The following is a 22,291-nucleotide window of genomic DNA, read 5'->3' on the forward strand; positions in this document are numbered from 1 at the left end:
CCCCGAGCCTTACAGCGCCTTGCCTTCAACCTGAGGCTTCAGCCGATTCACGGCATTGGTTACTTCTTCGTGATGAGGATGTATAGACAACGCCCGAGAATAAGCCTCGTAGGCTTTCCGAGGTTCCCCGATAACTTCAAAGATCAGACCCAGACCGTAAATAGCCTCATAGTGATTTGGATTCAGCGTCAGCACATGTTCCAGATCGGCGGCCGCCATACCAAATCGCTCGACCCCGAAAAAGGCAGATGCGCGCAGATGCCAGCCTTCGGCGAAATCAGGCGCGTGATCCGTCAGCGCGGTCAGGTGATCCAGAGCAGCGTCGACGTCGCCCTCATCCAAGGCCTCGCGTCCCCGCTCCAGCAGCAGATCAGCCGACGCAGACCCCGATTGCGACCACAGCGCCTGCAACTGCCGATCCAGTGCAATTGCCTGTTCCGGGGTCGACTGCGCCAGTTTTTGCAGCAACTCATCCTCGTCCCGTGAATCCGCCTGCTGCGCGAAACAACTGGTGGAAAACGTGACTAGGACAAAAAGTGCCGCAACGGTACCTTTGAGATTGTGAATTGCAATGCTCATAACAATAGGCAGTGTAGCGTTGCGACCGGGGATGTCCATTCACGGCGCACTAACAATATGAGGAAAAGCATGAGCGAGACTCTTGAAAAGGCGGCTGCCGCACTGAATGAAAAACTGGATGGCGGCGCGTTTGATGACACGGCCAAGTTCGCCATCACCGATCTGGGTTCGATCGTTCTGGACGAAAACGGTGCGCGGGTCAGCGATGAAGAGGCCAGTGTCACCATGAGCGCTGATGCAGAGACATTCGAACAGATCCTCAGCGGTGAGCTGAATCCGACCGGCGCGTTCATGTCCGGAAAGCTGAGCATTGACGGCGACATGGGTGTTGCCATGAAGCTTGCCTCGGTGCTGGCCTGATGGAGTTGTCGCCGGCCCCCTTTTTTGAAGACGTGGCCGGCGGACCTGCCGGTGGAAAGGCCCATTGGTTGACGACGTCTGACCAAAAACGCATTCGCGTGGGTCACTGGCTTCCGGATGATGGCGCACATGGCACCGTCATGATGTTCCCCGGACGCACCGAATATATCGAAAAATATGGCAGTACCGCCGGTGAATTCGCGAAGCGCGGCTTTGCGATGCTGGCCGTGGACTGGCGCGGTCAGGGTCTTGCGGATCGGTTGCTGGACAACCCACGCATCGGCCATGTCGATCATTTCACCGATTACCAATATGATGTTCAGTCAACCCTGGACCTTGCGAACGCTCTGGATTTGCCCAAGCCGTGGTATGTCGTCGGGCATTCGATGGGCGGTGCCATCGGGTTGCGTGCCGTCATCGAAAAAGGGTGCTTTGCCGCGTGCGCGTTCACCGGCCCGATGTGGGGAATTTTCTTCACTCCGGTCATGAAACCTCTGAGCCGCGTTACAGCGTATTGGGGCACCGCGCTTGGCCTTGGCGAACGCACCCCCCCGACCACGACGCTTGAAAGCTATGTCCTGTCGCAACCTTTCGACGGGAATATGCTGACCCGCGACCCGGACATGTACCGGATGATGCAAAATCAGCTGAATGCGCATCCCGAACTGGCTCTTGGTGCCCCTTCCAACCGCTGGCTGCGCGAGTCGCTGGACGAATGCGAATGGTTGATGGAACAGCCCGCCCCAAAAACACCCTGTCTGACTTTTCTGGGCAGCCACGAACAAATCGTCGATCGCAAGGCCATACGGGCGCGCATGGCCAATTGGCCGAATGGTACATTGATCGAAATCCCGAACGGTGAACATGAAGTGCTGATGGAAGCACCGGACGTTCGGGGCCCGGTTCTGGACCAGCTTGCCAGGCATTTCCGGGCCAACCAATCAAACGGGGCGTCCAAGCTGGTTTCCACGTAAACCTTTTCACCTTGGGATTGGCCGCTTGTGATCCGCGCGCGCCAACCCTAGATGTTTGCAAAAGCAGTCTACAAAAGGTGATCCATGCGCGACCTTCCCTTTCCCGTCCGTGACGCAAACGCAATGGGCGGTGCCGACAATCTGGGCAATCTTCCCGAATGGGATCTGACGGATCTCTACACATCCGAAGAGGCGCCCGAACTGGCGCGCGACCTGGACTGGCTGGAAGGCGAATGTGCCGCCTTTGCTGCCGACTATGAAGGCAAGCTGGCAGAGCTGGACGCCGCGGCCCTTTTGGCCTGCGTTCAGCGCAATGAAAAGATCAACGCCGTCGCAGGCCGTATCATGTCCTTTGCCGGTCTGCGCTATTACCAACTGACCACCGACGCAGAGCGGGCCAAGTTCCTGTCGGACATGCAGGAAAAGATCACCGTGTTCACGACGCCTCTGGTGTTTTTCACGCTCGAGATCAACCGGATCGAAGATGATGTGCTTGGGGCGCATTTTGCTGCCAACCCAGATCTTGCCCGATACGAGCCCGTGTTCCGGCGCATCCGCGCGATGAAGCCCTATCAGCTGTCTGACGAGCTGGAAAAATTCCTGCACGATCTGGGCGTTGTCGGCGACGCGTGGGAGCGCCTTTTCGACGAAACCATCGCCGGGCTGACCTTTACGGTGGACGGCGACGAACTGAACATCGAAGGCACCCTGAACCTCCTAACCGAACAGGACCGGTCCAAGCGCGAAGCCGCGGCGCGCGAACTGGCCCGCGTGTTTCAGGAGAACATCAAAACATTTGCCCGTGTCCACAACACGCAGGCCAAAGAAAAAGAAATCGTCGATCGCTGGCGCAAGATGCCGACCGCGCAAACAGGGCGTCACTTGTCGAACGATGTCGAACCCGAAGTGGTCGAAGCCCTGCGCGAGGCGGTCGTGGCCGCCTATCCCAAACTCAGCCATCGGTACTATGAGCTCAAGCGCAAGTGGCTGGGGCTGGATGTGATGCAGGTCTGGGACCGCAATGCGCCGCTGCCGATGGAAGACACCCGCACCGTGTCGTGGGAGGACGCCGAGAAAACCGTGATGGAGGCCTATGCCGCCTTCGATCCTCGCATGGCCGACATCGCGGCGCCGTTCTTCTCGAAAGGTTGGATCGACGCGGCGGTTAAACCCGGCAAGGCCCCGGGCGCCTTCGCGCATCCCACTGTGACCGAGGTGCATCCTTACGTGATGCTCAACTATCTGGGCAAGCCGCGCGACGTGATGACCCTGGCGCACGAGCTGGGCCACGGGGTACATCAGGTGCTGGCCGCCGATCAGGGCGAGATGCTATCCTCGACGCCCCTGACACTGGCCGAAACCGCCAGCGTCTTCGGCGAGATGCTGACCTTCCGCAAGATGCTGGACCAGGCCGAAACGCCCGAACAGCGCAAGGTTCTGCTGGCCGGCAAGGTCGAGGACATGATCAACACGGTGGTCCGCCAGATCGCCTTCTACGACTTTGAATGCAAACTGCACGCCGCCCGCCGCGAGGGGGAGCTGACCCCAGATGACATCAATGCCCTGTGGATGAGCGTTCAAGCCGAAAGCCTTGGCCCGGCATTCGAATTCATGGACGGGTACGAGACCTTCTGGGCTTATATCCCGCACTTTGTTCATTCGCCCTTCTACGTTTACGCCTATGCCTTCGGCGACGGGTTGGTGAACGCGCTATACTCGGTCTATGAAAGCGGCGCCGAAGGTTTCGAGGACAAGTATTTCGAAATGCTGCGCGCAGGTGGATCAAAGCACCACAAAGAACTGCTGGCCCCGTTCGGGCTGGATGCCAGCGACCCGAAATTCTGGGACAAGGGCCTGTCGATGATCTCGGGCTTCATTGACGAGTTGGAGGCGATGGAGGGCTGAGACGCCCTTAACAGAGGGTAGCGACATCTTCCTTGTGGCAAAAAACTTGCCATACCCGGCAATGTCGCGCCCAAGGAGACCTTGAATGCCCGCTGCGCGCAACCAAGCGGGCATTACCTGAAATTCGGCATTTCGGAAATAACCGAGAATGGTGGATCACATGAAGGCCAAGAAAAGGCGCGAAGAGTCGTCCTTTCAGCTAGCGATTACAACCAATTCGACCCTTCGGAGGTTCGCCGCTTGACCTTTTTATAAGAAGCATTGCTCGTCCGTTGAGGCGCCTGTCCGACATAGCGGACAAGCTTTGTAACCTTTGGGTGCGCAACACTCTTTGTCGCACGTATACTTGACCAGAATTGTGATGAAGCTGCATCTAGAGCAGGACACCGTCTGTTGCGGCGAGTGCTCACTCGCTGGTTCTGCTTCCGTATTATTCTTTGGCGAAATATTGGCGACCGCCGTTAGTTGAAGGCTCCCAATGTCGCCGCAGTTTGGGCATGATAATTCGCGGAAAAGCTGCTTGTTGCTCATTCGAACCTCCTAAATTAACGAGAAATACTCAATGCTCGCCCAGACCAGCTGTGTGACCATTAGTACGATCACAATTGGCCCATCCAACAGCGTGCGCCTAAGCGAGAACGGAAGAACTTGCGCTTGAGTTCCGAGAGCCACGACGAGCAATAGCCAATATGCAATAGTGAACGCTATGAAAGAGTACGAAGCGATACCATAGCTTGCGGCAACCAAAAACAACAGACTCATGGCTACGAGAGAACGGGCAACCCAAACCGAAAAGGCCACCGGATAAATCAAAAAAATCAATCCGGCGACGAAAGCAAGCCAGCCCGATAGCATCAAGTATTCATCATATTGCGGAAAGGCCTCGCGCAGCATGGGAAACCTTTTGGTCAGCATTTCCTGTATCGAGTTGATTGAGAACGAACCTCCAGTCGCAGTGCCAATGCCAGACAGAACCATTAGTGATGTATGGTCCCGCCGACGCTGAAGCTCAAAAGCGGTGGTTATGCGTTTAGTACCGTGGCCCACAACGTCAAATACTTCCTTTTTTCACTAAGGCATTTATTACTCAAACACTTTAACTGGGAACATTGCTATGAATTCGCCAGCGTTGCAACATACGACCGAGCTGGTCAGACTCTTGGCAGCTGAGTTTCCACTCTGATGGTTTATCATCGGAAAGTACCATCCTAAGACTTTCTAAGATACTGCTCTATAATGATAAGCCGACATTGGTTGCACCACAACGAAACGCCACTCGGGGCTCACAACGGTCATACCAAGATCACTTCAACTGACTGTCTTTCGACCCCCGCCGATTGACACCGCCGCGCGCCTTGAACGCGCCGTCCCGCTCTTGCTGGCAATCCAGGCAGAGCTTTACCCCCGGCAACGCGATGCGACGCTTTTCCGGTATGGGTTCTTCGCATTCGGCACAATGAGTCAGGCTTTCGCCCTGGGGCCGCTTTTGCGCCTGCATCCGCGCCAGTTCATCTGAGATCGACGCTTCGATCTGTTCGCTCACGGCGCCGTCGCGTGCCCAACCTCCGGCCATCGGTCATCTCCTGAAATTGTGAAACTCAGGATAGCTGAGCCGTTGGCCGCAACGCAAGTTACAGTGAAACCGCGCCCTCGAATACACGATCAATCACCTCTTGCGTCCCGCGTGAGAATTCCAAAGGGCAAGGATATTCCGCCCCATCCCTGATTGATCGGCAAAAGGCCTCGACCTGCAACTTGTAATGGTCTGCTCCGGGGAAGCGAATGACCTGAACTTCAAGCCCCGGCCGGTGCAGCTCAACCCGAGCCTCGCCAAACACACGCGCATTGAACGGGGTCGTCAGACGGATCAAACCGCTTTCGCCGTGAAATACCATCTCTTGATGGGGATGCATCCGTATGGACACATAGCTGGAATAGGTAAATCCAGGGAACTGCGCGCGAATTTCAGTGAAGATGTCGATATCATCCTGCCAACGGATCGCGGATTGCACCGATACAGGCTCTTGCCCGGTTGCAAAGCGTGCTCCACCGATCACGTAGACCCCGATGTCACGCAATCCTCCGCCGCCCGTTTCCGCACGGTTTCGAATGTTCCGAGTGTCAGAGCGATTGTCGAAACTGAATGCACCGGTCACATGTACCAAATTGCCGATGGCACCATCAGCGATCAGTTTCCTTGCAAGCTGCCATTGAGGGTGATGGACGGTCATGTATGCCTCGGCGGCCAGCAGGCCGCTTTCGTCCCGCTTTTGGATCAATGCGTCGAATTCATCCGCCTTCATGGTCATGGGCTTTTCGCACAGAACATGCTTACCAGCGCTCAAAGCCTTAAGGCTCCATTCCGCATGCATATGATTGGGCAACGGGATGTAGACTGCGTCGATTCCGGCGTCTGCCAACAACGCATCATAGCTGTCAAATACTTGCAAATCTGGGCAAAAGGACTGAAACGGCTCTGCTTTTGCGGCATCCGAGGTTGCCAGCGCGGCCAAGCGCGCGCCATTTGCGGCATGTATCGCCGGGGCCATGTATTCGCGGGCAAATTTCGCGGCACCCAATACACCAAATTGAACCGGTCTTTGCATTGCGCCCTCCGTACTCGGCTTGTTTCAAATTACGCGCTTCCCGAGGGGTCACCAGCGCTCGTTCTGCTGCGAAATCAAAGACAAAACACGTCTTTTTCTAACACAGCTTTCGACCTTCAGCCATTGATTCAGGGCTTTGGTTCAGTTTCCGCCAACATTCGCAAAAAACGCCCCCTGATCATCAGAGGGCGTTTTCCGTTATTGCTTGAACGCAAAGAATCTTCCTGCGAGGCAAGCAGGGGCGCAACTGTTAGCTGACGCCCAGCATGCCTTTTTCCCGCGCCAGATCCCGCATTTTCTTTTGCAGCTTCTCGAACGCGCGCACTTCGATCTGGCGAATGCGCTCTCGGCTTACGTTGTACTGAGTGCTCAACTCCTCGAGCGTGACAGGCTGATCCATCAGACGGCGCTGGGTCAAGATATCCTTTTCCCGATCATTTAGCACATCCAAAGCCGCCGCCAGCAATTGCCGACGTGCTTCCAGTTCATCGCGTGCTTCGTAATCACCGGCCTGATCGGCATCCTCATCCTCAAGCCAGTCCTGCCATTGCATGGTGCCTTCGCCTTCGGACCCGACCGTGGCGTTCAGGGACGCATCGCCACCGGACATCCGGCGGTTCATGCTGATCACTTCTTCTTCGGTCACACCCAGATCAGTGGCGATCTTCTTGACGTTTTCAGGGCGCAGGTCGCCCTCTTCCAGTGCACCGATGCGGGCCTTGGCCTTGCGCAGATTGAAGAACAGCTTTTTCTGCGCCGAGGTCGTGCCCAGTTTCACCAGGGACCAGGACCGCAGGATGTATTCCTGGATCGAGGCACGTATCCACCACATGGCATAGGTCGCCAGACGGAAGCCTTTTTCAGGGTCAAACCGTTTGACCGCCTGCATCAGGCCCACATTGGCCTCGGAAATCACTTCGGCCTGCGGCAGACCATAGCCGCGATAGCCCATGGCGATCTTGGCCGCCAGACGCAGGTGAGACGTTACCATCTTGTGCGCGGCTTCGGTGTCCTGCTCTTCGACCCAGCGTTTGGCCAGCATGTATTCTTCTTCCGGCTCCAGCAGAGGAAACTTGCGGATTTCCTGCATATAGCGATTCAGGCCGCCCTCGGGCGTCGGTGCGGGAAGATTTGCGTAGTTTGCCATTATTGTGTCCCTCCGACAAATGTTTAGATGTTTAACATAGGATATGGGTAAGGAACCCTTCCCATTCAAGAGGTGCTGCTAACAGTCTGGAATTAATCTTACGTTAAGAAAAGGTAAAAAGCCCTTTTTCACAGGAGTTTGCTTATTATGACAGCGGTGTGCGCAGACGTTCGACAAGGCATTGCATATCTTGCGGCAAATCGGCCTCGAACCGCAGGGATTCACCGGTGACAGGGTGCTCGAATCCCAAAACAGCAGCATGAAGCGCCTGACGGGGAAAAGCGCCTACAAAAGCGGCGTCGGCGGAGAACGCTTTGGCGGACAGCTTGCGCTTGCCGCCATAAACCGGGTCGCCCACCAGCCCGTGCCCTGCGTGGGCCATATGAACGCGGATCTGATGCGTTCGGCCGGTTTCAAGCCAGCACTCGATCAGGGCAAGACCCGCCGGCACACCAAATGTCTCGACAACGCGTGCGCGTGTCACGGCATGCCGCCCGCCATGAAACAGAACCGCCTGTTTTTGACGGTCGGTCTTGTGTCGCGCAAGTTGCGTTGTGACGCGCATGATGTTGCCGGGTTCAAAGCTGATCCCTTTGACACCGCGCAACCGAGGATCGTTGGCATCCGGCACCCCGTAACACACCGCACGGTAATACCGTTCGACGCTATGCGCCGCGAATTGCTCGGCCAGACCGTGATGCGCCGCGTCTGACTTTGCGACCACCAGAAGACCACTGGTTTCCTTATCGATGCGATGCACGATACCGGGGCGCTTCACCCCGCCGACGCCCGACAGATCGTCTCCGCAATGGTGGAGCAAAGCATTCACCAATGTCCCGCTGGGTGATCCCGGCGCAGGGTGCACGACCATGCCTGCGGGTTTGTTGACGACGATTACGTCCGCATCCTCGAAGACGACCTCCAGCGGGATGTCCTCGGGGCCGATATGGCTGTCTTCGGCCTCGGCCACGGCAATCGTGACCCGTGCCCCTTCGGCAACCTTGGCCTTGGGGTCGCGCGCCTCGGCACCGTCGATCTGCACCGCGCCCCCTTCGATCAGACGCGCAAGTCTGGTGCGCGACAGGTTTTCCCCGTCTGGCACATCGCGGGAAAGCGCCTTATCAAGGCGAGGCGGCGGATCGGCCGCGATCTGAAACTCAATCTGGCGGGTGCCCATGACTGTCCCTTCCGAACCTCAAGAACCGCAGGAAACTCCGCAACTGCGATTGCTGCGGCGGATGGTCATGCTGTTGACCGCGGTGATGATTGGCGGGGTTCTAGTGACATTCGCCCTGATTGTCATCCGCCTATCGGACCGCACACCCACCTTGCCGGATCAGATCGAGTTGCCCGACGGCGCCCGGGCGCAGGCCCTGACCATCGGGTCAAACTGGTATGCCGTCGCAACCGATGACAATCGCATTCTGATCTTTGACAAAACAACTGGAAAACTGCGCCAGGAAATCGCGGTCGAATAGGCCCTGCCACCTGTTCCGGCGGCACGAAAGATCCGGGGATCGTCCAGCCTCAGCCGGGAAACAGCCGAGTTCCGGTCCACGCAGCACCCAGACGCTGATCCAGCGCATCCGACCGCATCTTGTGCTTGCCCGACACCGGCGCCAACATGATGTCACCCAAGCAAATCCTGTCACCAACCGTGAAAAGCTCTACGCTTGCGCATTCAACGTCTTGCCCCAGGGTTTCAGCGATCCGGATCATGTCTTCAAAGCGCTCGGGTCGGGGTTCGACGGTGTTGCTGGTTGGTGAATACAACTCGTCTGCAAGGTAATCGTAGTCGCGATCATGGAGCATCTGGATGCGCCCACGCCCCCGGTCACGGTCAACCTGCACCAGCTGCACGCGTCCGGCGATCACCCAGAATTTCCAGGTGCCGGCCTGTCGATCCCCGGCGGACAAGTCTTCTTCGATGTAATAGAGGGGCTTTTGCGTGGCGCGCCACCATTCGCCTGTCCAGAACCCTTCGGGCGTTTTTGTCTTGTGCCACGCGGCCAGTTTCTGGTTGGCATCGTCGCGCTGCGTGCCATCCAGCGGGAACGACAGGGCCAGCTTGTGACCATGGCTCATCGTTCCTTTCAACCAATACTGGCCGGGCCCGAGGTCGAGTGTTTCGGGCAACGCCGGAATGTGCGCCTCCCACATGCGCTGTGGGCAGGCAAGCAGTTCCGAGGCGCGGCCCACGAATTTGGACCGGTCAGAGATCAACCCATCAGGGACTTCGCCAAACAGCTTCATGACCACCAGTTTTTCGGCGAATGTCTTTGGCGCGCGCAGATCGGGTAGAGACCGATGGCTATCCGCATAGTTGTACAAAGACATACCAAGCGCATTCAGCCGCGCAGGATCACTGCCATAGTGTTCCCAACCGCGCGAAAAACCGACGCGTGGCGGGGTGTTGGCGCCATGAAGATTGTCGGCTGCAATTGCGTCGAGATCAGCCTGTGCCGCCTTGAGATAGTCTTCCCTGTCAGAAAGCAGAGCAACGGACACGACGCCGCCGGTGGCGTCGTGGATTTCTTCGGTCGTAGCGCGCAAGGTGGGCAGGTTTGCCGGAAACTCCACCGGTTTGAGGCCCCCACGGCCGTGGCGCGGCAAAGGCGCGTCGCCCGGTCTCACCCCCAGGTTCCTCAGACGTCGGTCCAGAAACGAATGCCGCTTGATCCCGTTTGCAATCCACCATCGCATCCGACGCCCCCACAGATGTACGGCAAGCGTTTCCTCTTTGATATACGCGTCCCTGAACTCTCGGACGTGAATATCATTGGCTTGTCCTGCCCGTCTGAAAGGCAAAGGATAAAAGACCGGTATGGGGCTGGCATGTTTAAGTTCGTCGTGGTGGCGCAGAAACCACGTCATGACACCGGGGCCGTAGACGCTGTGTTCCTGATCTGACGCATGCGGCAACTCCCCAGCCTGTTTCAGGCGTTCCAATTCTTTCCGTTCTTCCCCTTCAACCCAGGGGCGGATCGGATAGGGATCCTGGCAGTATTCGGAATACGCATTCAACGTGGGGCTGTCGGATGGCAGCCGCATGACGGCATTGCAGATGGTATCACGGTTGAAAAACCCAAAGACATGATCTGCCCTTGGTATCGGGGCAAGCGCCAACACATCCGTGTCGCACCACAGAAAGTCCGTTTTCTTCATCAGATGCAATCTGAAGATATCGGATTGGGGCACGGGCGTCTTGAACTGGTTGTTTACGATGAACTGCTTGGGCTCGTGGATTTCGTTTGCCGACACCAGTTCGATACCATCCGGAACGTTGTCGACTTGCCCATAGTGGAACAAAACAACCCTGTGCCCGCATTCGACGAATGACAGCATGCACATCTGCTCCAGAAAGCTCAGGCTGCCTTCCATCCACAGCATCCCAATCGTCGGAAGAGAGTGATCCGCAACCATTCGTCTATTTCTCCAGGGGCTGTTTTGTCAGGAGTCTGTCCGGTTTTCGTCAGTCGAAGACGGCGCGCTGGACGACAGGCGTTCCCTTACGCCACGGTCCTTTGCGACAAAATCCACAGCCGGTTTTTCAAGAAGTTTCTGGTACAGCTCATCATACTCGGGCAGTTTCAGCAGATCGTTGATCAGCGCCTTGTGCCAGCGGAACGCTCTTCTATGCAGCCGTCGAAGCCTATCGTCGGCGCGAAACTCTTCCAGCACCGCATCCACTTCGTCCTTGTACCGCAGGATTGTTTCATCCTTGGCACCGCCACGGTTCCAGCGGTCCCAATATTCGGTTCCAAGTGTCTGCGAGGAATGATTTGCCCGACCTCGGCTGCGCTTGGCCAGATAGGCCTGCGTGGATCTGACGGCATAGTGGTTGATCTGTGCGACTTCAAAACCAAACGGAGGCGAGACATGGTTGCCGAAGGGCGCAGGTTCCGTGGCGTGCCCTCCGGGCACGGACCGGAACACACCGGCCTGAAGTTCGGGACGGGGGTGCGGGTTGTGCAACCCGAAGCGAAGATAGAAATCACCCTGCCTGAACAGGGATTTGACAAACCGGCGCCCTGCCCCGCCTTGTTCGAAATCCAGTTCACAATCGAAGAATTGCCGCGTCACCAGCGTATCGCGCATAACATGCCGACCACTGTTCGAAAAAATCTTCCAGGGGATGGAAATGACGTCTACGCCGGGCGTTGCCTCGATCAGATCATCAACCCTGTGATTTCCAACGTGAATATTCAGGAATTCATCCGCGTCGCCGACATATATCCATTTTGCGTCTTTCACCACCGGCAAGCGCCGTGCCTGTCTCAGCGCAGACCGATGAATCCCTCCGGTTCCAACCCGGTTCCTGTGAAACTCCACATGGCCCAAGTCCTGCAACCGTCTCAGAACCTGGTTGGTACCGTCTGTACAATCATTGGTGTAGACAATGATCCGGTCAAACCCCAACACCTTGTGATGGGCCACCCATTCCAGAATATAGGGACCCTCGTTCTTCATCGCGGTGATGAGGACTTTTTCAGGCTTTTCCATCGCTGCCACTTATCCCCGCCGCCTAGTTGTTCTGACCTTTGCTGTCATCTTGCGGGACAATTTTTTCGATGGCGATCTGCGCGCCGGCAATCGCGCGGATGCGCAACTCTCGGGGGTGCTGACCCAGAAACTCGTTGACCGCACGGATCACGCCGTCGCCCCACCAGCCGCGGCGGTGGTAGTCGTCGAATGCCATGATCCCACCGGGTTTGATCTTGGGAAACAAAGCGGCCAGATCAGCGGTCACGCCTTCATACGAATGGTCTCCGTCGACATAGGCGAACGAGATGCTTTCATCATCAAAAAGCTCCAACGCAGGCACCGAAAAATCGCGGATAATACCGACCTTGCCCTCTTCGATCTCGGCCTCGAAAGTCTTTACGACCTTCTGGAAGATGGCCTCCATCTTTTCGTCTTCGGTCCGACCCACAAACGCGGTTGTGTGCGACTCCTCACCAATATGCTTCCACGGGTCGATCAGAAAAAGCTGACTGGGCTCGATCAGTTTCAAGATGGTCGGAGAGAACTCACCCTGCCAGACACCGATTTCAACAGCCAAGCCCCCCTTTGGCAAACGCGAAAGGAATGTTCGGCGGATTGCTTCTTTGCTGTTTTTGCGTTTGGTCGCCTTGTCAGCCTTCGGTTTCTTCTGGCCGCCGGGCGCAACACCGATAACCTTGGGTTCGTTCGACATCTCGACCTCACTTGCAGACGGGTATCCCATTCACTCAAAACCCGTTTTGTTCATTGCGCCATGGCTACCACGCCACAGCCTCAAGAACCAGAAGCTATGTGTCCTTTTTGCCAAGCGGTGGCAACTTGTCGATGCCAAGCCACGGTGGCTGCAAGCTGGTTATCCGGTATCGTGCAGCATTGCGCCCGAGGAAACTGTTTATCGCCGTATTCATACCCGTATACGACCCGCCTCCGTGACGGCGATAGGATGTGAACGCGATACTGCCCCCGGGGGCAAGAACCCGGTCGATACGGCGCAACAGCTGGGTCATCACCTGCTCTGCCCGCACCCCGCGGATGATGACGACGCCGACGCTTTCGTCTTCAAACAGCTTCAGCATCAAGGGGGGCAGCGCCCGGTAGATATGCAATCGCCCGGCAAGAATGGGGTCGCGGAAATATTCCAGCAATGCATAAAACGTGCGATCCAACGCCTGTAGCTCGGGATCCTGAGTTGCATCCGGACATGTAAAACCGTCCCAAGACAGCCCCCACGGTCCTATGACCGTCAATTTCTCGACAGCGTCCAGATCAAGTATTTCTTCGATGATTTCAGTCTCAACATGTCCGATCAGCACCCAATTCTTCTTGCCACTGATTGATCGAAGAAAACTCTGCCGCTGGTCTTTTGTTCTTTCAACTTCCGGAGGGGCAGAAGGCAGGTAGACAGGATCCTTGGGATCGAACGGCACCGAAACCTGTTTGGCATCCGTAATTTGCGCATGCTGCGCAGCGGCCTCTTCGTAATCAAACGAGGTTTCGAGGGCATCGAGCCGAACGAACCAAGGAAAATTGTATGGCTTGGAGTTCTCGGGCTTGGACATCTTGCCGAGCCGCGTCCATTTCGCGACCTGGGCAAATGTGATGTCCGGGTCCTTGTACATTTCAGCGTTGAAAGACAGATCGCCATCTTCCATCACGCCGAGGTCCAGCGCCTTGACATAGCGCCCGCTGCGAAAACGGCTGAACTTAGCGATAAAATCCTGCGCCACCTCGGTTTTTCTGAGGCTTGCGATACGTTCCTTGTGAAATTCAACTGCCTGATGATGCAATTGCCCCAGAACAGTATCGGATCGCAGCTTTTCATAAACCTCCCGAAGTCGCGCAACTTTGGACAGGATCGAGGTTTCTTCGATGTCGTTATAGCAATGCAGCTTCCAGTAGGCCTGACCTGTTGCCTCCATCTTCGGATGAAAACTCGAGGTGTTCACATCCCCACGCAACCGCTTCATCAGATAGCTTTCCACGGACCTCACCGCATAGTGGTTCATCCGAAAAAGCCTGCGCCCAAACCCGGCGCCCGTTGATGAATACGCCCACCCTCGTTTTCGCATGGCCGGCGGCAACGGATCACCGTCCCCGTCGACCCAGGCAAATCGATCCGCCTTGTTGGGTATCGGGCCGCGCGGTCGATGCGTGCTGATTGTGCGATACGATCCGTTGTTGCGAAACAGCGATTTGAACGCCCGCAAGTTGTGAGGACTGACGGCGCCAAGCTCGCCCGCACGGGTGAATTGCTCGACAACGAACCTGTCTTCGAACTCGACGATTCCGTTGTGCCCGAACAGCTGCCAGATTGCGGCAAATCCGTCCGCATGCGGCAATGCACGAAACAAATCGTCCAGTGTTCCGTCGCCGACGCGAATATCAAGAAATTCATCCACATCGCAGACCAATATCCATTCGGCTTCTTTGCACCAGGGGTGTTCCATGGCGTTTGCATAAGCTGAAGCCTGGGGTCCAAATTCCCACGGGCCGGGATTGTCTATATGCGCCAGAAACCCCAGTTCCTGGCATCGCTGGAGGATCGCGTCGGTGCCATCGGAACAATCGTTCGAATTGACGATAAAACGGGTGAAGCCGATCGAAAGATAGTATGCAATCCATTCCAGGATGAACGGCCCTTCGTCTTTCATCGTGGATATGACAAGTCTCATCGCATCTACCTGCACCCGTGGCCCGCAAATTCAGGATAGCGGGAAAAAACGCATCTTTGCAGATGTATAGCGCGCATCCCTGCCTGCGGCTTTGTTACGGGCCCCGGAAATGCAATGCAAGTGGACGAGCCCTCCAGTTCACTGACTGCCAACTCCAAATTCCGCGGACGATCGCAGCCCCGTGGGCAGCGTTCAATGCGTAGGGCTTTACGCTTGAAAACGACAATTTGATTGCCTTCGGGCGCCAACCATTTATAGCTGACGTTCAATGTCGCCAAAGGTTTTTGGCAGCAAGGATGCGGTATCTCGAGTGGATCATGACAGGTAATCTTAAAGATCAAAGGGCGCATGGCCTTGATGCACTGCGCGGTATCGCTGCGTCCGCGGTCGTGTTTGTCCACGCGGTGCAAATTCATCCACTTGGTGTCAGCTACAATAAGTGGATTGTCGACTATTTTTTGATGGGAGTGCCACTGTTCTTCATAATAAGCGCGATGTCCATGTCGCTGGCTTATCCAAAGGGAGTTTCCTTTGATCGAAGCTGGGCCTATGCCTTGCGTAGATTTTTTCGGATTGCACCGCTCTTTTATCTGATGCTTTTTGCTTGGCTATACATAGGTCTCCAAGCTGAAACGGGCACTATCTTCAGAAATATGGCATTTCTGTTTGGTTTTTTTCCCGGTGAGCAAACCAGTCTTGTTCCGGCGGGTTGGTCAATCGGAGTCGAAGCTATCTTCTATCTTCTATTCCCCTTCCTTTGGGTTTGGCGGAACATATGGGCGGCAGTGTTTCTCCTATTAATCGCCTGCTTGGGATGGGCGGCAGTAAACGCAAATGGCCAGGGCGAAGTGCCAGACTACTACTATTGGACCAGCTTTTTCACGAACGCCCCGTATTTTGCGTTGGGCCTGATCATTTGGTGCATCTACCGTTCAACACCTACGTCGTTGAAGCGGCCAGTTGGCTATTTAGCCCTCGCTGCGGGGCTGGCCGGATTGATTTGCGTATACCTGTTTGGGCCGGTCATTGATCAGACGCAATCGCAATTCAAACCGGTGCCACTCGCACTGGTTTTGGGCTGGGGTTTTGCCTTTGCAAGCCTAGCGCTATCGCAGGCACTTCGACCCGTTTTTTTTCTCTATAACCCTTTTACCCGCTTTCTTGGAAAGATCAGTTACAGCCTATATCTGATGCATCCGTTTCTTATCTATAACACAAACCTGACCCGATGGGCCGCAACACTTACGGACAATCCGAATCTTGTGGTGCCTATTGTCTGTGTTATTACCCTCGCCGTAGCGATACCCATTGCGACTGTTATCTATTATGCTGTCGAAGTTCCATTCATTCGCCTTGCCCGCCGGATAACCAAGCCTGATTTGAGAAACCCGGCTTCACAACAATTGGCGTCGTAACGGCAGAGCACGCCTACCAAAACAATGCGGATCTATAGCATCAGGGGAACAACCTCGCCTCGATTGCGGGCGATCTCGGCAATGTCAAAAGCGCCGCCTTGCAGTTCAGCCTCAGCCCGAACAACCATAACAGAGTGATTTTTGACGATGACTTCACGAACAATGTCCGGGCGACAGGCGCAGGACATGACGCTTGAAGCACTAGGTTCGCCAGCCCCTCTTTCCCTTTGAAGTGGTCGGAATTGTAATGTGGTTCCATCGTAGACCATTGCCAATCTTCAATGACGAAGATGCCCCCTTCCGACATGCGCGGAAAAACGAGGTTGAACGACAACATCGTTTCCAAATACTGGCGCGAAGCGTCATCTATAACGAGATCAATCTTCTCGTTGCCGAACTCTGCGTCCAGCAATTCGCCGAACCGACTGATGTCCGCTTGACTTATCCCCTTGTGCAGCCGCACGTTATCCTGCCGCGAATACCTTTCGATATAGGCGTCAAGGTGAGGCAGCTCGCGCGTCGAATATTCAACTGCAACCAGTTTGTCAGGCCGAAATACACAATCTAGGAGGGCGACGCTCCCTCCCTGCCATACTCCTATATCGACGATATTATGAACATCGATCTTCGAGGTACAATCAAGTTCGGCCTCGATCATTTCGCGGGTTTTCACCAGCAGAAACTCATTTTCGCTCGATGTGATTTCGTGGTATTCAGACTCATCGACTGTAGCGAAAAAATTGACGCCACCAACGGTACATCTGTTCCGTTCTGACTAAGCAATCGGTTGGGCTTTCTTCTTTCTCAAACCGCCTGAAATTGAGTGCAAGGCAGTTGAAATAGCTTCCCTAATTTTGCTCACAATTATGTCCTTACCTGATGGATTTCCGCTTCATCACCTGAAAGTCCCGGGTTTACAAGCTTACTGAACATCAAATGCAGAAAGAAACGCAGGGCAGTTGTTTCACGACCTAACAAATGGGTTGGGTCCGACCTTATTTGCCAAGACTTATGCTGAAGTTGGCGCAAACATTCGCGTAATTCTTAGCGTCAAAAAAGATATGTTTCACTCTGGACGTCAAAATTGAAGGTTAAGGCACGTCTGAGTTGAAAAAAAACACAGTTAACAGGAAATGTGACTCCATTTATCCAACGCCGCAGGCGATTTCCAGCGAATCTTGTTGAAACTTCACAGCAGAGAGGTCAGAACCAGCCAGACATCTATGCAAGGTTATAATCTATGCTCGCGGAACTTCGGGAACAATATCTGACCACGGTTGCCCGTGCCCTAGATGGCACGATCTACGAAGACCCACCAATTCTGTTTGGAGACACCAAACCGGATTATGACTCCAAGAACCGTGAATACGGCTGGGATTGGCCGTCTGTTGCTTTCACTATGGTGGGCAGCAAGAGATTGGCCAATGTTCGCGCCATGGTGGAATCCGTCATCGGCAACCAGGTTCCCGGCGATTTTGTCGAAACCGGAGTATGGCGTGGTGGTGCCAGCATCTTCGCGAAAGCGGTTCTCTTTACATATGGCCAGAATGACAGACGTGTCGTTCTGTGTGACTCTTTCATGGGACTGCCCAAGCCGAATGAAGAACTGTATCCTCACGACAAGGGGTCTGATTTCCATAAGTACGACGCTCTGGCCGTGTCAGCCGATTCTGTAAGGGCGAATTTTGAAAAGTTCGGGCTCCTGGACGATAATGTCGTGTTCATTGAAGGCTTCTTCAAAGACACCATGCCACTGGTACCCAGTGAGCAGATTGCAGTGCTGCGTCTTGACGGCGACATGTATGAATCAACCATAGATCCTTTGCGGCACCTTTTCGGTAAGGTCTCGGAAGGCGGTTGGATCATCGTTGACGACTATCACGTGGTTCCCGCAGCCAAAGCGGCCGTGCATGATTATCTTGACGAGGTGGGCTATAAGCCACCCGCGATCAACGAAATCGATGGCGTGGGCGTCTATTTCCAAAAGGTCTAGAGAGGACCAGGCCTTGGGTTCAGGTCATGGGTCAGGTTGCGCCCGTCACCTGAACACCTGAAACGTCACGCTCAGCAAGGCTGCGGCCTGTAGGTGTTTCAGAATGGCCGACCAGGCTGACACCCTTGAGGTGCTACCGGGCAGAATCCTGAACATTCCGATGAACGCCCGAAACATGGAACTGATTCAGGTTCTGAAAGCAGTTCTTTCACGTGGTACAGCCGTCTTCGGCACCCCTTTTGGACGTCGCACAGTGGGCGCCACACCGGATGCAATCTTTGCGCCCGCCCTCAAATTCTTGTTCTTTCACTGAGAGTTGGTGCGGTCGAGAAGACTCGAACTTCCACGGGAGTTACCCCACAGCGACCTCAACGCTGCGCGTCTACCAATTCCGCCACGACCGCACTGCCAATGACTTGGTAAAGCGGCGTATAGACGTTGGTGCGCGCGATGTGAAGAGGCAAAACGCAGTGGTTTAAATTCCTTCGCCACGGGCTTATCTCTGCCACTGGACAACACGCCATTGACCTGACAGGAGCCACACGATGCCATCGCCCGATAACCGCCCGATCGTTCAGATCGATATCGTCTCGGATGTCGTATGCCCCTGGTGCGTTGTCGGGTTTCGACAGCTTGACATGGCGTTGCAGCAACAGGGTGTCCTTGCCCAGCTTCGCTGGCATCCGTTCGAGTTGAACCCGGACATGCCACCCGAAGGCCAGAACCTGCGTGAACATATCATGGCGAAATACGGCTCGACCGCAGAGCAAAGTCAGCAGGCACGGGACAAGCTTACCTCGATCGGGGCCGAGCTCGGCTTTGTCTTCAACTTCGACGATGACAGCAGAATGGTGAACACATTCGCAGCGCATCAGTTGCTGGATTGGGCGGAATCAGTCGGCCGACAGCATCCTTTGAAACTGGCTCTGTTCGAAGCCTATTTCACAGCGCAGCGGGATGTCTCCGATATGGATGTTCTGCTGGAAGTTGTTCGATCCATCGGACTGGACGCGGATACGGCGCGACAAGCGCTTGAAACCGGAGAACACATAGCCCCGGTGCGTGAAAAGCAGCTGTTCTGGACCAGGCGGGGAATTTCAGGCGTGCCATCCATGGTTTTTGGCGGGAAATACCTGCTGACCGGCGCACAGGGTTCTGAAACCTATGCCCAGGTGCTGCAACGTTGCCTGTCCGAGGCCGCCTGACCCCTTTTCTTGACCGATTCAGACGGATATGAGACCGCCATGGAATGGAAAATCACCGATGGTCTGACCAGCTATGACGACGCCGTTGCCTTTATGGAGGCGCGCGTCGCCGCAATCGCAAATGGCGAAGCCCAAGAGTGTGTCTGGCTGCTGGAACACCCGCCACTTTATACGGCCGGCACGTCGGCCAAGATCGAGGATCTGACCGACCCCGATCGGTTTCCGGTTTACGCAAGCAAACGCGGCGGCGAATACACCTATCACGGGCCCGGTCAACGTGTGGCCTATGTCATGCTGGATTTGAACAAACGTGGTCGCGACGTGCGTCAGTTTGTGAAACAGCTGGAGACCTGGGTGATCTCGGCGCTGGCGGAATTCAACGTGCAAGGCGAGATCCGTGATGGGCGCGTGGGGGTTTGGGTTCGGCGTGATGACAAGCCGTTGACAGCGACCGGCAAACCGGCGGAAGACAAGATCGCCGCCATTGGCCTGCGCCTGCGCAAATGGGTCAGTTTTCACGGGATCTCAGTGAATGTCGAACCGGATCTGGAACATTTTTCCGGCATCGTCCCTTGCGGGATAAGCGAATACGGCGTGACCTCATTGGTCGACCTGGGCTTGCCGGTAACGATGGCAGACCTTGATGCCGCACTGAAAAAGACTTTCGCAGACGTTTTTGGCCCAGTGGCACCCTGAATCCCTCTGTCGATCACTGCGCAGCGAATCGCTGCGCCCCACTGTTGCAAACAACAATCCTTATGACAGGCTGGCTCTGTTTCCCATGCGTAAGGCAATTAACCCTGAATTAGGTGGATTTGTAGAAGTCTTTAAGCATTTTTTAACTCAGGTGGATACAAAGGCTCCGTTAACGAGTAATATGGAGCTGCCAATCAAGAGTGAGTGGTATGTTAACCGGTGATCCTGGGCTCGCCCTCGAAATCCGAGAAGTGTTTGGTTACGAGTCTGCCGTTCCGACCCCAAATCGGAACGGCAATTCTCTTTCAGGCGCCGCTATTCTTGCTGGTGGCCAAATCGGGAAGAACCGATGCAGGCGCGGTCGGCCTGTTCAAGCTCGAGCGTCGCATGGCCCACCCCAAAACGATCTTGCAGGGTTTGCCTGACACTGCCCCGCACCCCTTCGGCATTTGGCCAGGCGTTCGTATCGATGACCAGATGAGCCGTCAGCGCGGGCTGCCGTTCCTGCATGCTCCACAAATGCACGTGATGCACCTCCGCCACCCCTTCTGTTTCTTCGATAGCCGCCGCAACCTGCTCTGGTTCCAGGTCGGGCGGAGCGCCCAGCATCAGAACGCGGATCGTCTCGCCCATCTCACCTTTGACATGCCACATGATATAGACCGAGATCAGGATCGTTACCGCCGGGTCTACCCATGTCCAGCCGAACAGGATCACTGCGGAGCCCGCTACAATCACGGCGACTGATCCCAATGCGTCAGCAACATTGTGAATGAACGCGGCCCGGATATTCATGCTTTCTTTGGCCATAGTATATGTCAGCGCAGCGGTTACGAGATCGACCACCAATGCCAGCGCGGCAATCCAAACCACAATCCAGCCATTGATCGGCTCGGGTTCAAAAAACCGCATCACGCCTTCGTAGAACAGATAGACCGACAACACGATCAACGTGGTGTAATTGACCAACGCGGCGACGACTTCGGCCCGGCCATAGCCAAAGCTCATACGGGGATCGGCTGGACGCCGGGCGATTTTGCGCGCGAAAAACGCGATGATCAGCGCCACGGCGTCCGAAAAATTGTGCAGCGCATCGGCAATCAACGCCAGAGAACCCGAAATGATGCCCCCGATGACCTGAGCCAATGTCAGGAACATGTTCACCGCAATCGCCCAGGCGACGCGCGCATCGCCAGCGTCTGGATCAATGTGGTTGTGCTGGTGACCATGCCCGGTGTGGGAATGCTGGTGTGCCATATCGTTTCATGTCCCTTGTTACGGCTTCCCAGAGCATGTAATTCCTCTAGCCACTAGAGGTTCAAGAGGTCAAAACCGGAAAAATGTATTCGATCGGGGACTTATCGCGCCGAACCGGAGTGAAAATTCCGACAATCCGGTTCTATGAAGACAAAGGCCTGTTACCCAAACCAGAGCGAACCGCGGGCAATCAACGCCGGTATGACGAAGTCGCGTTGAAACGGCTGATCTTCATTCGCCATTGCCGTGATCTGGGATTGCCACTGGCCGACGTCGTGGGCCGGCTGTCCCTTGAAGGCGCGTCTGGCAGCGACCTTAACCGGGCGCACGAAATTGCCCAAAAACAACTGGCCGATCTGCGGGACCGAATTGCCCGCCTGCAAAACCTCGAAGCGGAACTGACCCGAATTTCAGCGGCCTGCGACGGGCAGCACGATCATGTCTGTGCCGTGCTGCACGCGTTTCAGGATCATGGCGAATGCATGGGGCCGCGTGGCGCCGAATGATCAGGCGAGAGCGGCGCTGATCTTTTTCGCGTGTTCACCGATAAGCTCGAAATCCCCCATCTTGCCCGGCGGGCGCATGGAAACCCCTTCGTGGCGCGGCAGGACGTGAAAATGCAGGTGGAAGACTTCCTGCCCGCCTGCCGCCTCGTTGAATTGCTGGATCGTCACCCCGTCCGCGTCGAATGCGGACTTGACCGCCCGGGCCATCTTCTGCACCGTTTTTATAACCGCCGTCAGTTGCTCGGGCGTGGCATCCAGTACGTTGCGGCATGGTGTTTTGGGGATCACCAAAAGATGCCCGTCCGCGCGCGGCATGATATCCATGAAAGCCAGCGTTTCATCATCCTCGTACACACGCATGCACGGGATTTCTTCGCGCAGGATTTTGGCAAAGATATTGTCGGGGTCGTAATCAGCCATCTCAAACCTCTGGATTGCGGGTGTTGACACAGTTCTGAGACGCGCGCGGGCAA

The 22,291-nt window shown here is 55.6% G+C and carries 23 protein-coding genes and 1 tRNA gene; 10 read left to right on the forward strand and 14 right to left on the reverse strand.

All coding sequences use genetic code 11. The features are described 5' to 3' along the window. Positions 1-9: 9 nt before the first annotated feature. Entirely contained in the window at positions 10-618 is a 609-nt protein-coding gene (locus tag ACR0A2_RS04975) for a tetratricopeptide repeat protein (protein ID WP_171116434.1), read from the reverse strand. A gap of 30 nt (positions 619-648) precedes the next feature. Here ACR0A2_RS04975 and ACR0A2_RS04980 point away from each other — a divergent pair, with 30 nt between their 5' ends. From ACR0A2_RS04980 to ACR0A2_RS04990, 3 genes are all read left to right on the forward strand, one after another. Further along, entirely contained in the window at positions 649-939 is a 291-nt protein-coding gene (locus ACR0A2_RS04980) for an SCP2 sterol-binding domain-containing protein (protein ID WP_152457676.1), read from the forward strand. Then, a complete protein-coding gene (locus ACR0A2_RS04985; protein ID WP_171639676.1) occupies positions 939-1,913 on the forward strand; it encodes an alpha/beta fold hydrolase in 975 nt (324 codons plus the stop codon). The genes ACR0A2_RS04980 and ACR0A2_RS04985 overlap by 1 nt, the downstream gene beginning before the upstream one ends. 84 nt (positions 1,914-1,997) lie before the next feature. After that, entirely contained in the window at positions 1,998-3,818 is a 1,821-nt protein-coding gene (locus ACR0A2_RS04990; protein WP_480834231.1) for a M3 family oligoendopeptidase, read from the forward strand. Between the two features lie 540 nt (positions 3,819-4,358). Here the strand turns inward: ACR0A2_RS04990 and ACR0A2_RS04995 are convergent. The 5 genes from ACR0A2_RS04995 to ACR0A2_RS05015 all read right to left on the reverse strand — a co-directional run bounded on the left by ACR0A2_RS04995 (position 4,359) and on the right by ACR0A2_RS05015 (position 8,748). After that, complete coding sequence (locus ACR0A2_RS04995; RefSeq protein ID WP_480834232.1) at positions 4,359-4,712, reverse strand: hypothetical protein; 354 nt, start codon at positions 4,710-4,712, stop codon at positions 4,359-4,361. Positions 4,713-5,121: 409 nt separating this feature from the next. Further along, on the reverse strand, positions 5,122-5,391 hold the full coding sequence (locus ACR0A2_RS05000; protein WP_480834233.1) for a DksA/TraR family C4-type zinc finger protein: 270 nt from the start codon (positions 5,389-5,391) through the stop codon (positions 5,122-5,124). 58 nt (positions 5,392-5,449) lie between these two features. Beyond that, positions 5,450-6,424 (reverse strand): Gfo/Idh/MocA family protein, encoded by a 975-nt coding sequence (locus ACR0A2_RS05005; RefSeq protein WP_480834234.1) that lies wholly within the window; start codon positions 6,422-6,424, stop codon positions 5,450-5,452. A 250-nt stretch (positions 6,425-6,674) separates the two neighbouring features. Next, positions 6,675-7,571 carry an RNA polymerase sigma factor RpoH gene (gene rpoH, locus ACR0A2_RS05010; protein WP_152457653.1) on the reverse strand — a complete coding sequence of 299 codons (897 nt, stop codon included), beginning with the start codon at positions 7,569-7,571 and terminating at the stop codon, positions 6,675-6,677. 145 nt (positions 7,572-7,716) lie between these two features. Further along, a complete protein-coding gene (locus tag ACR0A2_RS05015) occupies positions 7,717-8,748 on the reverse strand; it encodes an RluA family pseudouridine synthase (protein WP_480834235.1) in 1,032 nt (343 codons plus the stop codon). On the opposite strand from ACR0A2_RS05015, the gene ACR0A2_RS05020 reads away from it, so the two are divergent. Next, positions 8,747-9,049, forward strand: coding sequence for a DUF6476 family protein (locus tag ACR0A2_RS05020; RefSeq protein WP_224855318.1), 303 nt, complete (start codon positions 8,747-8,749; stop codon positions 9,047-9,049). The genes ACR0A2_RS05015 and ACR0A2_RS05020 overlap by 2 nt on opposite strands. Positions 9,050-9,098: 49 nt before the next feature. Here the strand turns inward: ACR0A2_RS05020 and ACR0A2_RS05025 are convergent, their stop codons facing one another. From ACR0A2_RS05025 to ACR0A2_RS05040, 4 genes are all read right to left on the reverse strand, one after another. After that, on the reverse strand, positions 9,099-10,994 hold the full coding sequence (locus ACR0A2_RS05025; protein ID WP_480834236.1) for an ATP-grasp fold amidoligase family protein: 1,896 nt from the start codon (positions 10,992-10,994) through the stop codon (positions 9,099-9,101). A gap of 27 nt (positions 10,995-11,021) precedes the next feature. Then, positions 11,022-12,074: a glycosyltransferase family 2 protein gene (locus tag ACR0A2_RS05030; RefSeq protein WP_480834237.1), complete on the reverse strand. Its 1,053-nt coding sequence runs from the start codon at positions 12,072-12,074 to the stop codon at positions 11,022-11,024. 22 nt (positions 12,075-12,096) lie between these two features. Continuing rightward, the gene (locus tag ACR0A2_RS05035; protein ID WP_480834238.1) at positions 12,097-12,798 is read right to left on the reverse strand and encodes a class I SAM-dependent methyltransferase; all 702 of its coding nucleotides are present in this window, start codon (positions 12,796-12,798) and stop codon (positions 12,097-12,099) included. Positions 12,799-12,862: 64 nt separating this feature from the next. Continuing rightward, positions 12,863-14,746, reverse strand: a complete 1,884-nt coding sequence (locus ACR0A2_RS05040) for a glycosyltransferase family 2 protein (RefSeq protein ID WP_480834239.1) — start codon at positions 14,744-14,746, stop codon at positions 12,863-12,865. 317 nt (positions 14,747-15,063) lie between these two features. Here ACR0A2_RS05040 and ACR0A2_RS05045 point away from each other — a divergent pair, with 317 nt between their 5' ends. After that, positions 15,064-16,161, forward strand: coding sequence for an acyltransferase family protein (locus ACR0A2_RS05045; RefSeq protein WP_480834240.1), 1,098 nt, complete (start codon positions 15,064-15,066; stop codon positions 16,159-16,161). A 40-nt stretch (positions 16,162-16,201) separates the two neighbouring features. Here ACR0A2_RS05045 and ACR0A2_RS05050 read toward each other — a convergent pair whose 3' ends face one another. After that, positions 16,202-16,834 (reverse strand): class I SAM-dependent methyltransferase, encoded by a 633-nt coding sequence (locus tag ACR0A2_RS05050; RefSeq protein ID WP_480834241.1) that lies wholly within the window; start codon positions 16,832-16,834, stop codon positions 16,202-16,204. Positions 16,835-17,401: 567 nt separating this feature from the next. Here ACR0A2_RS05050 and ACR0A2_RS05055 point away from each other — a divergent pair. Together ACR0A2_RS05055 and ACR0A2_RS05060 are read left to right on the forward strand one after the other, a co-directional pair. Further along, complete coding sequence (locus ACR0A2_RS05055; RefSeq protein WP_171639684.1) at positions 17,402-18,154, forward strand: TylF/MycF/NovP-related O-methyltransferase; 753 nt, start codon at positions 17,402-17,404, stop codon at positions 18,152-18,154. Between the two features lie 103 nt (positions 18,155-18,257). Further along, complete coding sequence (locus ACR0A2_RS05060) at positions 18,258-18,467, forward strand: hypothetical protein (RefSeq protein WP_480834243.1); 210 nt, start codon at positions 18,258-18,260, stop codon at positions 18,465-18,467. A gap of 4 nt (positions 18,468-18,471) precedes the next feature. Here the strand turns inward: ACR0A2_RS05060 and ACR0A2_RS05065 are convergent. After that, positions 18,472-18,558 (reverse strand) — tRNA-Leu (locus tag ACR0A2_RS05065). A gap of 141 nt (positions 18,559-18,699) precedes the next feature. Between ACR0A2_RS05065 and ACR0A2_RS05070 the strand changes: the two genes are divergently transcribed. Both ACR0A2_RS05070 and lipB read left to right on the forward strand, forming a co-directional pair. After that, positions 18,700-19,359, forward strand: a complete 660-nt coding sequence (locus tag ACR0A2_RS05070) for a DsbA family oxidoreductase (protein WP_480444817.1) — start codon at positions 18,700-18,702, stop codon at positions 19,357-19,359. Positions 19,360-19,398: 39 nt separating this feature from the next. Further along, positions 19,399-20,055, forward strand: coding sequence for a lipoyl(octanoyl) transferase LipB (gene lipB / locus ACR0A2_RS05075; protein WP_171228530.1), 657 nt, complete (start codon positions 19,399-19,401; stop codon positions 20,053-20,055). A 315-nt stretch (positions 20,056-20,370) separates the two neighbouring features. Here the strand turns inward: lipB and ACR0A2_RS05080 are convergent, their stop codons facing one another. Next, positions 20,371-21,312: a cation diffusion facilitator family transporter gene (locus tag ACR0A2_RS05080; protein ID WP_480834244.1), complete on the reverse strand. Its 942-nt coding sequence runs from the start codon at positions 21,310-21,312 to the stop codon at positions 20,371-20,373. An 83-nt stretch (positions 21,313-21,395) separates the two neighbouring features. On the opposite strand from ACR0A2_RS05080, the gene ACR0A2_RS05085 reads away from it, so the two are divergent. Continuing rightward, positions 21,396-21,818 carry a MerR family transcriptional regulator gene (locus ACR0A2_RS05085; RefSeq protein WP_480834245.1) on the forward strand — a complete coding sequence of 141 codons (423 nt, stop codon included), beginning with the start codon at positions 21,396-21,398 and terminating at the stop codon, positions 21,816-21,818. Here ACR0A2_RS05085 and ACR0A2_RS05090 read toward each other — a convergent pair whose 3' ends face one another. Beyond that, positions 21,819-22,238, reverse strand: a complete 420-nt coding sequence (locus ACR0A2_RS05090) for an HIT family protein (protein WP_171639686.1) — start codon at positions 22,236-22,238, stop codon at positions 21,819-21,821. Positions 22,239-22,291 lie beyond the last annotated feature (53 nt).

The organism is Ruegeria sp. H8, assembly GCF_056532905.1.

Bases quoted from the DNA above. Each gene is read 5' to 3' on its own strand.
- rpoH (WP_152457653.1), bottom strand. From the start codon at position 7,571: ATGGCAAACTACGCAAATCTTCCCGCACCGACGCCCGAGGGCGGCCTG.
- ACR0A2_RS05040 (WP_480834239.1), bottom strand. From the start codon at position 14,746: ATGAGACTTGTCATATCCACGATGAAAGACGAAGGGCCGTTCATCCTG.
- ACR0A2_RS04980 (WP_152457676.1), top strand. From the start codon at position 649: ATGAGCGAGACTCTTGAAAAGGCGGCTGCCGCACTGAATGAAAAACTG.
- ACR0A2_RS05020 (WP_224855318.1), top strand. From the start codon at position 8,747: ATGACTGTCCCTTCCGAACCTCAAGAACCGCAGGAAACTCCGCAACTG.
- lipB (WP_171228530.1), top strand. From the start codon at position 19,399: ATGGAATGGAAAATCACCGATGGTCTGACCAGCTATGACGACGCCGTT.
- ACR0A2_RS04975 (WP_171116434.1), bottom strand. From the start codon at position 618: ATGGACATCCCCGGTCGCAACGCTACACTGCCTATTGTTATGAGCATT.
- ACR0A2_RS05060 (WP_480834243.1), top strand. From the start codon at position 18,258: ATGGCCGACCAGGCTGACACCCTTGAGGTGCTACCGGGCAGAATCCTG.
- ACR0A2_RS04985 (WP_171639676.1), top strand. From the start codon at position 939: ATGGAGTTGTCGCCGGCCCCCTTTTTTGAAGACGTGGCCGGCGGACCT.
- ACR0A2_RS05015 (WP_480834235.1), bottom strand. From the start codon at position 8,748: ATGGGCACCCGCCAGATTGAGTTTCAGATCGCGGCCGATCCGCCGCCT.
- ACR0A2_RS05085 (WP_480834245.1), top strand. From the start codon at position 21,396: ATGTATTCGATCGGGGACTTATCGCGCCGAACCGGAGTGAAAATTCCG.
- ACR0A2_RS05055 (WP_171639684.1), top strand. From the start codon at position 17,402: ATGCTCGCGGAACTTCGGGAACAATATCTGACCACGGTTGCCCGTGCC.
- ACR0A2_RS05005 (WP_480834234.1), bottom strand. From the start codon at position 6,424: ATGCAAAGACCGGTTCAATTTGGTGTATTGGGTGCCGCGAAATTTGCC.
- ACR0A2_RS05090 (WP_171639686.1), bottom strand. From the start codon at position 22,238: ATGGCTGATTACGACCCCGACAATATCTTTGCCAAAATCCTGCGCGAA.
- ACR0A2_RS04995 (WP_480834232.1), bottom strand. From the start codon at position 4,712: ATGCTGCGCGAGGCCTTTCCGCAATATGATGAATACTTGATGCTATCG.
- ACR0A2_RS05025 (WP_480834236.1), bottom strand. From the start codon at position 10,994: ATGGTTGCGGATCACTCTCTTCCGACGATTGGGATGCTGTGGATGGAA.
- ACR0A2_RS05080 (WP_480834244.1), bottom strand. From the start codon at position 21,312: ATGGCACACCAGCATTCCCACACCGGGCATGGTCACCAGCACAACCAC.
- ACR0A2_RS05030 (WP_480834237.1), bottom strand. From the start codon at position 12,074: ATGGAAAAGCCTGAAAAAGTCCTCATCACCGCGATGAAGAACGAGGGT.
- ACR0A2_RS04990 (WP_480834231.1), top strand. From the start codon at position 1,998: ATGCGCGACCTTCCCTTTCCCGTCCGTGACGCAAACGCAATGGGCGGT.
- ACR0A2_RS05000 (WP_480834233.1), bottom strand. From the start codon at position 5,391: ATGGCCGGAGGTTGGGCACGCGACGGCGCCGTGAGCGAACAGATCGAA.
- ACR0A2_RS05070 (WP_480444817.1), top strand. From the start codon at position 18,700: ATGCCATCGCCCGATAACCGCCCGATCGTTCAGATCGATATCGTCTCG.
- ACR0A2_RS05035 (WP_480834238.1), bottom strand. From the start codon at position 12,798: ATGGGATACCCGTCTGCAAGTGAGGTCGAGATGTCGAACGAACCCAAG.
- ACR0A2_RS05045 (WP_480834240.1), top strand. From the start codon at position 15,064: ATGACAGGTAATCTTAAAGATCAAAGGGCGCATGGCCTTGATGCACTG.